Annotated in this window: 12 protein-coding genes and 1 pseudogene; all 13 read left to right on the top strand. The window is 51.6% G+C overall.

Going from position 1 to position 12,124, the window contains the following annotated elements; genetic code table 11:
* The first annotated feature begins 195 nt into the window (after window positions 1–195).
* The 13 genes and pseudogenes from PRECH8_RS04755 (at window position 196) to pgsA (ending at window position 11,895) form a co-directional block, all read left to right on the top strand.
* Window positions 196–933 (top strand): ClpP family protease, encoded by a 738-nt coding sequence (locus tag PRECH8_RS04755; RefSeq protein ID WP_200965948.1) that lies wholly within the window; start codon window positions 196–198, stop codon window positions 931–933.
* Window positions 930–1,157, top strand: a complete 228-nt coding sequence (locus PRECH8_RS04750; RefSeq protein WP_200965947.1) for a YlzJ-like family protein — start codon at window positions 930–932, stop codon at window positions 1,155–1,157. The genes PRECH8_RS04755 and PRECH8_RS04750 overlap by 4 nt, the downstream gene beginning before the upstream one ends.
* Window positions 1,158–1,442: 285 nt before the next feature.
* Window positions 1,443–3,869, top strand: coding sequence for a DNA translocase FtsK (locus PRECH8_RS04745; RefSeq protein ID WP_371871175.1), 2,427 nt, complete (start codon window positions 1,443–1,445; stop codon window positions 3,867–3,869).
* A gap of 96 nt (window positions 3,870–3,965) precedes the next feature.
* Window positions 3,966–4,736: a spore cortex-lytic enzyme gene (sleB, locus tag PRECH8_RS04740; RefSeq protein ID WP_200965946.1), complete on the top strand. Its 771-nt coding sequence runs from the start codon at window positions 3,966–3,968 to the stop codon at window positions 4,734–4,736.
* A gap of 153 nt (window positions 4,737–4,889) precedes the next feature.
* Window positions 4,890–6,179, top strand: a complete 1,290-nt coding sequence (gene yfmF, locus PRECH8_RS04735) for an EF-P 5-aminopentanol modification-associated protein YfmF (protein ID WP_242457437.1) — start codon at window positions 4,890–4,892, stop codon at window positions 6,177–6,179.
* A complete protein-coding gene (yfmH, locus tag PRECH8_RS04730) occupies window positions 6,176–7,465 on the top strand; it encodes an EF-P 5-aminopentanol modification-associated protein YfmH (RefSeq protein ID WP_200965945.1) in 1,290 nt (429 codons plus the stop codon). Before yfmF ends, yfmH begins: the two co-directional genes overlap by 4 nt.
* Window positions 7,458–8,207 carry an elongation factor P 5-aminopentanone reductase gene (gene ymfI / locus PRECH8_RS04725; RefSeq protein WP_200965944.1) on the top strand — a complete coding sequence of 250 codons (750 nt, stop codon included), beginning with the start codon at window positions 7,458–7,460 and terminating at the stop codon, window positions 8,205–8,207. The genes yfmH and ymfI overlap by 8 nt, the downstream gene beginning before the upstream one ends.
* Window positions 8,208–8,338: 131 nt before the next feature.
* The gene (locus PRECH8_RS04720; protein ID WP_200965943.1) at window positions 8,339–8,590 is read left to right on the top strand and encodes a DUF3243 domain-containing protein; all 252 of its coding nucleotides are present in this window, start codon (window positions 8,339–8,341) and stop codon (window positions 8,588–8,590) included.
* A gap of 219 nt (window positions 8,591–8,809) precedes the next feature.
* Entirely contained in the window at window positions 8,810–8,950 is a 141-nt protein-coding gene (locus tag PRECH8_RS14375; RefSeq protein WP_207161770.1) for a hypothetical protein, read from the top strand.
* Window positions 8,951–9,072: 122 nt separating this feature from the next.
* Window positions 9,073–9,936: a helix-turn-helix domain-containing protein gene (locus tag PRECH8_RS04715; protein ID WP_200965942.1), complete on the top strand. Its 864-nt coding sequence runs from the start codon at window positions 9,073–9,075 to the stop codon at window positions 9,934–9,936.
* 161 nt (window positions 9,937–10,097) lie between these two features.
* Window positions 10,098–10,586, top strand: coding sequence for a YajQ family cyclic di-GMP-binding protein (locus PRECH8_RS04710; protein ID WP_200965941.1), 489 nt, complete (start codon window positions 10,098–10,100; stop codon window positions 10,584–10,586).
* 299 nt (window positions 10,587–10,885) lie between these two features.
* A pseudogene (locus PRECH8_RS04705) lies at window positions 10,886–11,323 on the top strand (30S ribosomal protein S12 methylthiotransferase RimO); the annotation flags it as partial.
* Complete coding sequence (pgsA, locus tag PRECH8_RS04700; RefSeq protein ID WP_200965940.1) at window positions 11,320–11,895, top strand: CDP-diacylglycerol--glycerol-3-phosphate 3-phosphatidyltransferase; 576 nt, start codon at window positions 11,320–11,322, stop codon at window positions 11,893–11,895. The pseudogene PRECH8_RS04705 and the gene pgsA, both read left to right, overlap by 4 nt.
* The last annotated feature ends 229 nt before the right edge of the window (window positions 11,896–12,124 follow it).

Genomic DNA, 12,124 nt, shown 5'->3' with positions numbered 1-12,124 from the left:
CTGCAGGGAAGCTTTTTTATTTTGCATCAGCTCACCAGGTGTAACAGGCGATGCATAAATTCACCCCTGCACTTCAATACTAGGAAGGGTCCGCTAAGCACATGCGGCATGGTCGAATCAGGTTTGCTGCCCATGTGTTCGCGGAACAGTAAGCTGCACAGTAATCAGCATGATAGAGAATCGGAGGAATACATCATGCATCGGATCCCGTATCAAAGCAACGCACCGCATACCGATGATGAGAAGAGAAAGTCGGGCATTGTGGACAGCATTCAGCAGCTGGGCCAAGCGAATATCACAGCGACGCAAACGGACTCGAATATATACTGCTTGACGATCATCGGACAGATCGAAGGACATATAATCCTGCCGCCGCAGAATAAGACGACGAAGTATGAGCATATCATCCCGCAGCTCGTCGCCGCGGAACAGAACCCGAAGATCGAGGGGATCCTGATCATCTTGAACACCGTGGGCGGTGATGTCGAAGCGGGGCTGGCCATTGCGGAGATGATCGCTTCGATGTCGAAGCCGACGGTGACCTTGGTGCTCGGAGGCGGCCACAGCATCGGTGTGCCGATCGCTGTATCCAGCGACCATTCGATCATCGCCGAGACAGCGACGATGACGATCCACCCGATCCGGCTTAACGGCCTGGTGATCGGCGTGCCGCAGACCTTCGAATATCTGGACAAGATGCAGGAGAGGGTCCTTCGGTTCATCCTGAATCATTCATCGATCACAGAAGAGGAACTGAAGTCCCTGATGTTCAAGACGGGGGAATTAACCCGCGACATCGGGACAACGGTCATCGGCGCCGATGCGGTGAAGAAGGGGCTGATCAAACAGGTGGGGGGAATCGCCGATGCGATCAGCGAGCTGAACAAACGTATCGAGGAGAGAAGAAAACTTGCAGGAGGCGTGGTTCAATGACCCATTATTCCATCGTCCCGGCGGAGGAACTGTTCTATGCCGGCTGGGAGTCAGCGATTCATCCCCTGCAGGAAGTGACGATCGGCAGCGTCACGATGCAGGTATCGGCGCTGCCGGATGGACGGGTGCGGATTGAACGGCTGATCAGCGGCAATCCCTATGATTATCTGAATCCTGCGTATATGCCGGGCAATACGATCCGCTTCGAACCGAAATTCGATTGACCAAATATGTGTTCCGGTTTTCGTTCTGTGCTATAATGATGGCGGAGGTGTAGAACGTTGGCCGGAACCAGGAAACGCAAGAAAAAATCAGTAAAACAAACGCTCAAATACGAAGTTTACGGTATATTATTCCTTATATTCTCGGTCATTACGTTAGCTAGCACCGGCGGCACTGATGCCGGCGTTGGGAGTGTTGGGCGCAGTTTAGGAGCGATATGTTATTTTTTAGCGGGGAGAATACCATATGTCATACCGCTTGTTTTTATATATATCGGCTTGTATGTGATGATCTATCGCAGGTGGCCGAAGCGTTGGACAGCGCGCAGGACAGGCCTTCTGCTGGCTGTGATCGCGGTGCTCATCACCTATCAGATGAACCTCATGCAGCATCTAGAGGTGCCATATACAGCCGGTGATATCATCAGCAAGCCCTTCGAAAATTTACGCGATGTGCTCAAGATGGGGATCGATCACGACACCTTCCGCCAGAATGCCGGCGGCGGATTAATCGGAGCGCTGAGCTACGGCGTGCTGTATCTTCTCTTCGCCGATCTGGGCGCTTCCCTGATGGTCATTGCGCTCTTTGCGATCAGCTTCGTATACATAACCGGTATTACCTATACCGAGATTTTCAAGTCAACGCGCCTTAAACTTCGTGAGTTCTATAAGGTGCTGAAGATCAGATGGCGCGAATGGAGGAAACATAACAAGCATAAGAGGCTTGAACGGGAGCTTGAGAGAATCGATCCCGATGATGCGGATGAGCTGGCCGTGCCGGCGGTGATCGACGAGGAAACCTATAATCCTTACCGCAAGCCGAAGCGGCGTCCGGCTTTCTTCAACCTGTTCTTCCCGGATCAGCAGAAGAAGGATGAGCAGGATGAAGACGGTTGGACCGATGAGACGCAGGCGATGGCGTATGATGATGAGGAACTGGACGGCATGTCGGGCGTTCATTATGGAGAAGAAACTGCGGAGCCGGTGTTCCGCGACTTCCTTGACCGTGTCGAACTGCAAGTGAATGGAACGGAGCAGGCGGATGCTGCCGAAGATTCGGAAAACTTGGATGTTCCGGCCGACGTTCTTCAAAGGGATCCATCGGAAAATGAAACCTTTAACGAACTGCCTGCAGAGACAAGCACGGCAGATGAAGATGCGTTCGCTGACGAACCTGCACGGGAAGGAGACGCGCAGGATGAAGAAGGGACTGCTTCATCGGAAACTGGCAGCATACGCGTGCAGATCTCCGCGAAGCCGGAGAAGCAGCAGCGTCCTTATCAGCTGCCGCCCTTCAGTTTGTTGAACAAACCCAGCACGCCGGGCGGCAAGGGGGGACAGGCCGATTATATGGCGAATGCACGCAAGCTGGAAGCGACGCTGGAAAGCTTCGGCGTGCGTGCAAGGGTCCTCGAAGTCGTGCGCGGTCCGGCCGTTACGCGGTATGAGATCCAGCCGGATATCGGTGTGAAGGTCAGCCGGATCGTCAATCTCACCGACGATATCGCCCTGGCCTTGGCAGCGAAGGATATCCGAATGGAGGCGCCGATCCCCGGCAAATCCGCGATCGGCATCGAGGTGCCGAACGATGAGATCTCGATCGTCACGCTGCGCGAAGTGATGGAGAGCTCGGCCTTCCATGAATCTTCTTCGAAGCTGTCGATTGCTCTGGGCAGGGATATCAGCGGCAAAGCAATCGTCGCCAATCTCGCGAAGATGCCGCACCTCTTGGTAGCTGGTGCGACGGGTTCCGGAAAGTCTGTATGCATTAATGGCATCATCACGAGCATCCTATACAAAGCCAAACCTACGGAAGTTAAGTTCCTGCTCGTCGACCCGAAGATGGTGGAGCTGAATGTATACAACGGCATCCCCCATCTGCTCAGCCCTGTCGTCACCGATCCGCGCAGAGCTTCTCTCGCGCTTAAGAAGATCGTCGTTGAGATGGAGAAGCGCTATGAGTTATTCTCTAAGTCTGGTACGCGCAATATTGAGGGATACAATGCGCTGATTCAGGAGCGAATCGCTTCCGGCGACGAGAGCGAGGCGCCGCTTCCTTATATCGTCGTTATCGTCGATGAGTTGGCGGACTTGATGATGGTAGCTGCAGGCGATGTGGAAGAAGCGATCACGCGGCTTGCGCAGATGGCCCGTGCCGCCGGCATCCATCTGATCATCGCTACGCAGCGGCCGTCGGTGGATGTGATCACCGGGGTGATCAAAGCGAATATTCCGTCGCGGATCGCCTTCGGCGTATCGTCCCAGGTCGACTCGCGGACGATCCTCGACAGCGCCGGTGCAGAGAAACTGCTCGGCCGCGGGGATATGCTGTTCCTGCCCGTCGGCGCTAGCAAGCCGCTGCGCATCCAAGGCGCTTTCCTCACCGAACAGGAAGTCGAAGCATTGTGCGATTTTGTCCGCAGGCAGGGCGAAGCTGAGTACCGCACCGATCTTGTTCCGGAGATCGAAGAAGTGCAGGAACAGGCACAAGAACATGAGGACGAACTCTATGATCAAGCGGTGCAAATCGTCATCGAGGCGAAGCAGGCTTCCGTATCCCTCTTGCAGCGCCGAATGCGGATCGGCTATACGAGGGCCGCACGTCTCATCGATGCGATGGAAGCGAACGGCATCATCGGGCCATATGAGGGCAGCAAGCCGCGTGAAGTCCTGATGACGATGGAACAGTATCAGCAGCGCCGCATCAGTTCATGATATAACTAGTGAATCTTCAATAGTGAATAGCAGTTCGGCCCTTGTCTCATACTAAACTCAATCGTTTCGATGAGATAAGGGAGGCTGTTAGCGCTCATGCATAATAGAACACGACTTATCGTGGTCCTGATCAGTTTCATATTGTGCACAGCAGGCGGACTTAACCTCTACGATCTGTGGCGGACGGAGACGACCTTCAGCAAAGCGACGATAAAGTACGGCTCCACGGGCAGTGATGTGCGTGAACTGCAAGGCCGGCTCAAATACCTCGGCTATTATCATGGAGAAGTAGACGGCATCTTCGGGTATAAAACCTTGCAGTCGGTCAAGCATTTCCAAAGCGCCTTCGGCATGAAAGTTGACGGGATCGCGGGCAGCAAGACGAAGTTGAAGCTGTGGGAGGCGACCAAAGCCTGGCGCCCTGGGCAGGATGATGCAGCTTCGCCGCCGAAGTCTGCCCAGCAAGGGAACCAAAGCAGCTTGAATATGACCGCTTCGAGCCATCTTGGATTATCGGAGACGGATCTGCGCTATATGGCGAATGCCGTCTACGGAGAGGCGCGGGGAGAGCCTTATGAAGGTCAAGTTGCCGTCGCGGCTGTGATCTTGAACCGGCTTAAATCCAGCAATTTCCCGAATACCATCTACGGCGTGATCTTCGAACCGCGGGCTTTCACCGCCGTGGCCGACGGGCAGATCTGGCTGACGCCGGATGAAAAGGCGATGAAAGCGGTGCGCGATGCGCTGAACGGATGGGATCCGACGGGCGGCTGTGTTTATTATTTTAATCCGGATACCGCTACCTCTGCTTGGATCTGGTCCCGGCCGCAAGTGAAGCGCATCGGCAAACATATCTTCTGTATGTGAGCAGAGTTCAGGATAAGTTCAGGATAAGTTCTAGCCATCTAGAGCCAAGAAACTTTTTCGTATGGAATCCGGTCTAAGCGAATATGACTCTCATAAGCAGGGTGGTATTCGTTTTTTTGTATGTTAGAATGGAAGTTAATGGAGGAGATCTCTATGCCAACATTCGCCAGCGCTGAAGTCAATCACATGCGTCTGCACGTGCTGCCGTCGAAACAGTTCAAAACCTATTCCCTTGCAGTCTACATGGGGGTTCCTTTGAATGAGGATACGGTGACGACGACGGCGCTTATTCCTTATGTTCTCCGGCGGGGGAATGTGAACTTCCCGGAAACGAAGCAGTTTCGTGAACGGCTCGATGACTTGTACGGCGCGGGCTTCAATTTCGATATCGTGAAGCGGGGGAACTACCAGATCGTCATCCTGCGCATGGACATCGTAGATGACACTTATCTCAGCAGTGAATCGAATTCGCTGCTGCAGGAAGCCATCCAGTTCATGGCGGATACCTTGCTGCGCCCGGTGCTTGAAGACGGCAAATTCAAGGAATCCTATGTGCGCGCTGAGAAGGAAACGCTGCGCAAGCGGATTGCATCTATCGTTAACAACAAGATTCAATATGCGGCGGAACGCTGCATTGCGGAGATGTGCAAGGATGAACCCTATCGCTTATCGCCGCTTGGAATAGCCGATGACCTGGATGGCATCGATGCTTCTCAGCTGTATGATGCTTACCGCAGGCTGTTAGATCAAGCTTGTTTCGATATCTATATCGTAGGCAATACGACCTTGGAAGATGTTGAACCTCTTATCCGCAGGGAGTTTGATCTGGAACGCTCGAAGCTCTCTGTCTATGAACCGGTGAGGGATAGAATCCAGGCGGTCGAACCCCGCGAAGTAATCGAGCGGCTTGATGTGAATCAGGGCAAACTGAACATGGGGCTGCGTGCTTATGTGACATACGGGGACGATGCCTATCCGGCTGCCCTTCTTTATAACGGTCTCCTTGGCGGATATCCGCATTCCAAGTTATTCATCCATGTGCGGGAGAAAGAAAGCCTTGCTTATTATGCTTCTTCTCGTTATGACGGACATAAAGGGATCTTGACGATCCAGACGGGGATCGAGATCGCGAATAAGGAGAAGGCAGAGGCGATCATCCGTCAGCAGCTGGAGGATCTGAAGCAGGGGCGTTTCGAAGAGGATGAATTGGACAAAACAAAGGCGATGATCATCAATACTCTGCATGAGATGAATGATTCTGCTTTTGAGCAAATCGGGTATCATTTTAACACGGTGTTATCCGGCAGAACCCGCAGCAAACAGGAGTTGATCGATCAGATTCAGGCGGCGGATGCGGCGGCGGTTGTCGAGATTGCGAAGCAAGTCGAACTCGATACCGTCTATTTCTTACGCAACGATGAAGGCGGGGAGGCAGGGCAATGAAACAGATTCACTATGAAGCGGTTCGCGAGACACTGTATGTTGAGCAGCTTGACAACGGCTTAGAACTGTACGTGCTCCCTAAACAAGGTTTCAGCAAGACGTATGCGACATTTACGACGCGATACGGATCGATCGACAACCATTTTCAGGTGGAAGGCGGGGAACCGATCCGCGTGCCGGACGGGGTCGCGCATTTCCTGGAGCACAAGATGTTCGAAGAGCCGGACGGCGATGTGTTCGCGAAGTTTTCTTCACGCGGGGCGTCGGCGAATGCCTTCACCAGTTTTGACCGTACGACTTATCTGTTTTCTGCAACCAGTCATGTGGAAGAGAATCTGGAGACGCTGCTTGATTTTGTACAGCGGCCGTATTTTTCCGAGGAGAGCGTGAATAAGGAGAAAGGCATCATCGGCCAAGAGATCAAGATGTACCAGGATCATCCGGACTGGCGTCTATACTATGGATTGGTCGAAGCGCTGTTTCAGAAACACCCCGTGCGCATCGATATCGCGGGAACGATCGAATCGATCAGCCAGATCGACCGCGACACGCTGCTTGCATGCCACAAGGCCTTCTATCATCCGAGCAATATGATGGTCTTCGTTGCGGGCGGCGTCGATCCACAGCGTATCGCCAAGCTGGTCCGCGACAACCAAGCGGCGAAATCCTTTGCTCCGCAAGGCGGGATCAAGCGATTCTATGAAGCGGAACCGGAAGAAGTTCTTGAAAGCAGAAGGGTCACGCAGCTGCCTGTTGCTTTGCCGAAGTGCCTCATCGGCTTCAAAGAAGTAAACAGTATAGCGAACAAAGATCCGCTTAAGACGGAAGCGGCAAGCCGCGTGATGCTCGATGTGCTGTTCAGTCCGAGTTCCGAATGTTATCAAACACTGTATGACGAAGGGTTGATCACGGATAACTTTGGACATGAGTTTAATCTGTATCCGGACTTCGCCTATTCGGCAGTCGGCGGCGATACGAAGGATCCGGACCGCCTGACGACACGCATTCTGGAGTTTATCCAAAGATATATCGAGCGAGGCGTTGATGAGCCGTCCTTCGAGCGCAGCAAGCGGAAGCGGATCGGCGTGCTTCTGCGCTCGATGAACTCGCCGGAGGCGATCGTCAGTGAATATACGAAGTACAAATACCGCGGCATCGATTGGTTCCAACTGCTCCCAACCTATGAAGCCCTGACCGTTGATGAAGTGAATAAGCGCATCCGGGAACACTTCGCTGTGAATCGGATGTCCGTATCGATCGTGACAAGCGGGGAAACACGTGGCTGAACACAGCAAGAATCATACAGCACTTGTCACAGGAGGGAGCAGGGGAATCGGAGCCGCCATCGCCCGAACTTTCGCTGCCAAGGGGATGGATGTCATCATCCATTACAATCGCTCGCATGAGGAGGCTGAGCGAACAGCCAGGCAATGTGAAGAGCTCGGTGCACGGGCCGTGACGGTGACGGCGGATTTAAGATCAAAGCAGCAGATCGTACAGATGAAACAACACCTGGAATCTCTCGGGATGCTGCCCGACGTCTTGGTGAACAATGCGGGCATCGCCCATTACGGGATGCTGATCGATGTAACCGAAGAAGAATGGGATGACGTCATGAACGTCAATCTCAAAGGCGTCTTCCTCATGACGCAGGCTTTTATGCCGGAGATGGTAAGCAAGCGGTACGGCCGAATCATCAATGTATCCTCTATCTGGGGACTAACCGGCGCGTCCTGCGAAGTTCTGTATTCAACGGCCAAGGGAGGGTTGAATGCCTTCACGAAGGCCTTAGCGAAGGAGCTTGCACCGTCGGGCGTGACGGTGAATGCTGTGGCGCCCGGGGCGGTGGATACCTCGATGCTTCAGCACCTGGAAACCGACGACTTAGAGGCGTTGAAGGAGGAGATTCCGGCCGGCCGCCTGGCGAGCCCAGAGGAAATTGCGGCACTGGTGTACTTTCTGTCTTTGCCTGAATCGGGCTATATTACCGGCCAGATCATCAGTCCGAACGGGGGATGGTTAACATAAGGGATGGAAGCAGTTAAGACGGTCAGTCTCTGCAGCTTACCACCAAAAAACAACGCATACCGGTATATTCTTGGCGAGAGTTGCGAATATTACGACTGTTCATCAAAACTCTTGTACAAGGAGGTACTGGTATGAATACGGTTCTTGAGACCTTCGAGAAATGGAAGGCCTTCCTTGCAGAGCGAGTGAACCAAGCTCAAGCTGTAGGCATGAGCGATGAGACGATCTCAGAGCTCGCCTTCCAGATCGGTGAATTTTTGGATAAGAAGGTTGACCCTCAGAACAATGAGGAACGCCTTCTCAAAGATCTGTGGGATGTCAGTACGGAGGAAGAAAGGAAAACCCTTGCTAGGCTGATGGTTAAGCTGGTTGATCAGAAATAAGCTTGTCCAGCGATGCCTTCCTTTCCGGAAGGCATTGCCTTTATTAGAAATTTTAAACCTCTTGTAGATTAGAGAAGGAATTCCACGAACTTTGTAGAATCTCATTCATAAAGGTGAGTGTTAATTAAGACTTTGGTACGGGTCTATGATCATAAACTATCCCAAACCATCATCCTTCTTTGGATTCATAGCAAGCATGAGTTTATAGGTCTTATGATTATGAATCTCAATGTTCACAGATTCTATGATCTGAACCTGAAGAATGAATATTCGGATCAATCCTGTGCGGTTGATCCTTACATAGAAGCGCTGAAGCGGATAGGACTGGAGATCCTAGGGGAACATCGTTCTATCGGATGAATGATGCAGAATTTCTTGGTATCATCCCTGGGATGTCAGCTTTCATAACTTGGAACCGATATCTAGATCGATCGTGGCTTACACGGAAATGAACTATTATATGAGCTTTAGGAGGTGAAAGTGTGAAGGAGTTAGGAGATTTGCTGCGAGAAGCTCGACTTGAGAAAGGAATGACGCTGGAAGATGTCGAGAACATCACGAAGATCCGCAAGCGGTATCTAGAAGCGATCGAAAAAGGGGATTTCAAGGTACTTCCAGGAACTTTCTATGTTCGAGCATTTATTAAGAGTTATGCTGAAACCGTAGGACTTGATGCAGAGCAAGTCATGCGCTTATACCGCAATGTGGTGCCTGATCCCGACTCCCAAACCCACAATGAGATCTACACAAAATCACGCCGCCGCAAGAATATCAACGCAGAGAAATGGTCGAAGCTTGCTTCGACGCTGGTTTTCATCTGTTTTCTTGCGGTTGTTGTCGGCGTCATCTACTATTATCTTGATCAGAATGCCGAACCTCGCAACGAGATTGATGAGAATATCCCCATTACTCAGAAAGAGGAGATGCCCGAAGATCCTGACGGCACCATCGGCGATCATGTTATAGAACCTGACACCTCCGCTGATCCCGCCATTCCTCTTCAGCCGGAACCCGAACCTCAGCCTGAGCCGGTGCTGGCCAAAGTAGGCACCGAAAACGGGGCGGATCTTTATGTTCTGAAGCATGTCGACAAACTTCACATTCGCATGGAGTCGGAGAGCAATGACTGTTGGTATGCCATTTATGACGGCGGGTACAGGCAGAATCAGATCGATACCGGAATGTTGAAGCCGGGAGAGGCAAAGGATTATGAATTCGAGGAAGTCGGCCACTTTCATCTCGGTTTTGCGAAGACGATCAAGTTGACGGTGAACGGCATCGAATTCAAACCGAGCGAAAGGGAAGGTTCGTTCCATGTCATGATCCAGCTTGAGAAGTCAGAATGATGACTCGGGAATAAGATTTCGCATTGAACAAGAGGCTGTTTGCCTTCGGCAGCAGTCTCTTTTTGTGTAATAAGCGGCCGCAGATGGTGCAGGTTTTTCCTTAGTGGATTACTTTTGATATAATTTGTACGTGGACTTTAATCAAGAAAGGAAGATCACGGATGAGTGAATATTCTTTTGATATCGTATCGAAGGTGGATCTGCAGGAGTTATCGAATGCGATCAATCAAGCGATGCGCGAGATTGAGACCCGGTATGACTTTAGAGGAAGCAAGAGTGAGATCAAGCAGGAGAAAAGCGAAGTCATCGTCATATCCGACGATGAATACAAGCTGAATGCCGTCATCGATGTCTTACAATCCAAGCTCGTCAGACGCGGGATCTCCTTGAAAAGCCTCGAATACGGCAAGATGGAGCCGGCTGCGGGCGGGACGGTAAGACAGACGATCACGATCAAACAAGGCATCGACAAGGAAACGGCGAAAGTGATCAACACGATGATCCGCGATTCTAAGCTGAAGGTGAAAAGTCAGATTCAAGGAGATCAGATTCGCGTGTCCGGCAAGAGCAAGGACGATCTTCAGCGAGTGATGGCGATGTGCAGGGAAGCCGATCTGCCCGTAGATGTTCAGTTTGTTAACCTGAGATAGTCCTAGGGATCTGTGAGGTTTTGGCTGGTAATAAAGAGTCGTATTGGCGGCGGTCGAGGCTGAATATGGTCGAGGATGAAACGATTGAGGACAGGAAACGTTCGTTCAGGTTTATGGGGCATGGAAGCCCCTTGTTTAGGGGCATTTGTCCATTTAATGACGGTGAAATCTAGGCTCATCTATATGAACTTAGATCACATCCGTACTTGGAAACAGGAGGAATGAAACCATGACTGAACGAGTAAAGGTTGTAACGCTTGGTTGTGAGAAGAACCTCGTCGATTCGGAGATCATGTCGGGCTTATCGGACTTCGTTGATCGTCGGTTTCCCGGGGGAGACGGAAGCGGACTTCCAGCGGCTGTGCGAGTTTGTTGAGGAGATGCAGTTCGATCGCTTGGGTGTGTTCACCTACTCGCAGGAAGAGGATACACCGGCGGCCAGACTGTCAGATCAACTGCCTGTAGAGGTGAAGGAATATCGTGCAGCCTATCTTATGGAACTGCAGAGAACCATCGCGGGAGAGATCAACAGCCGTAAAGTTGGTCAAGTCCTCGATGTGATGATCGAGCAATATGATGGGCGCAGCGATGTCTATATAGACCGGACACAGTATGATGCGCCGGAGATCGATGGTGAGGTATATGTTAAGACGGATCATGCCGAGATCGGCACGATCATACCTGTACATATCACGCATGCTTATGATTTTGACTTGTCGGGGGTTGGGATCGGATGAATATAGCGAATAAAATAACGATAGCGCGGATCTTCCTGGTGCCGCTGATCATGTTCTTCCTGCTCGTGAATCTGCAGCTGCCGCCGATTCGCATCGAAACGTTCCAGATTACATACAATCAGATTATCGCTGCGCTGATTTTCATCATCGCAGCGAGCACCGATGGGATCGACGGCTATCTAGCACGTAAGCATAAGCTGGTCACAAACCTCGGCAAGCTCTTGGATCCGTTGGCTGACAAGCTGCTCGTCGCGGCTGTCTTGATCTCGCTCGTCGAGATGGGCAAGCTGGATGCGTGGATCGCCGTCGTGATCATCAGCCGCGAATTCGCGGTAACCGGCTTGCGCCAGATCGCCCTCTTAGAAGGCAAAGTTCTGGCCGCCAGCAAGTGGGGCAAGTGGAAGACGGCCGTTCAGATCACGGCGATTATTTTCTTATTGATCAACAACTTTCCGTTCCATTTCATCAACTTCCCATTCGATGTCATCGCGAGCTGGGTAATGGCGGTGATCACGATCTATTCGGGCATTGACTATTTCGTGAAAAATCGAGATCTTATCCCGATCGAGTAAGCTGCCTCGCAGTATGTGCAGCTGATAAGCGCAATAGCGGAATAGAAGCGGTTTGCGGTGCGGGACTGGATCTGTTCGATTAAGGAAATAGATGCTGGAACACAAGATGTTGTTGTGCGAAAGATATTGGAACAAAAGTTGGGAGCAAGGCTTGAATCAATGGATAGATCATGAAGATGGATCACATAGACGGATCAGATTAAGATGGGTTAGAAGGTGTGATATGTGA

It is taken from the genome of Insulibacter thermoxylanivorax, from assembly GCF_015472005.1.
In the GTDB taxonomy this organism is placed as follows: Bacteria; Bacillota; Bacilli; order Paenibacillales; family DA-C8; genus Insulibacter; species Insulibacter thermoxylanivorax.
Note: the sequence above shows the minus strand (reverse complement) of the source record. Positions and strands in the feature narration are given on the sequence as shown.

Bases quoted from the DNA above. Each gene is read 5' to 3' on its own strand.
- pgsA (WP_200965940.1), top strand. From the start codon at position 11,320: ATGAATATAGCGAATAAAATAACGATAGCGCGGATCTTCCTGGTGCCG.
- PRECH8_RS04720 (WP_200965943.1), top strand. From the start codon at position 8,339: ATGAATACGGTTCTTGAGACCTTCGAGAAATGGAAGGCCTTCCTTGCA.
- PRECH8_RS04745 (WP_371871175.1), top strand. From the start codon at position 1,443: ATGATCTATCGCAGGTGGCCGAAGCGTTGGACAGCGCGCAGGACAGGC.
- PRECH8_RS04755 (WP_200965948.1), top strand. From the start codon at position 196: ATGCATCGGATCCCGTATCAAAGCAACGCACCGCATACCGATGATGAG.
- yfmH (WP_200965945.1), top strand. From the start codon at position 6,176: ATGAAACAGATTCACTATGAAGCGGTTCGCGAGACACTGTATGTTGAG.
- PRECH8_RS04710 (WP_200965941.1), top strand. From the start codon at position 10,098: ATGAGTGAATATTCTTTTGATATCGTATCGAAGGTGGATCTGCAGGAG.
- sleB (WP_200965946.1), top strand. From the start codon at position 3,966: ATGCATAATAGAACACGACTTATCGTGGTCCTGATCAGTTTCATATTG.
- PRECH8_RS14375 (WP_207161770.1), top strand. From the start codon at position 8,810: ATGAATCTCAATGTTCACAGATTCTATGATCTGAACCTGAAGAATGAA.
- PRECH8_RS04750 (WP_200965947.1), top strand. From the start codon at position 930: ATGACCCATTATTCCATCGTCCCGGCGGAGGAACTGTTCTATGCCGGC.
- yfmF (WP_242457437.1), top strand. From the start codon at position 4,890: ATGCCAACATTCGCCAGCGCTGAAGTCAATCACATGCGTCTGCACGTG.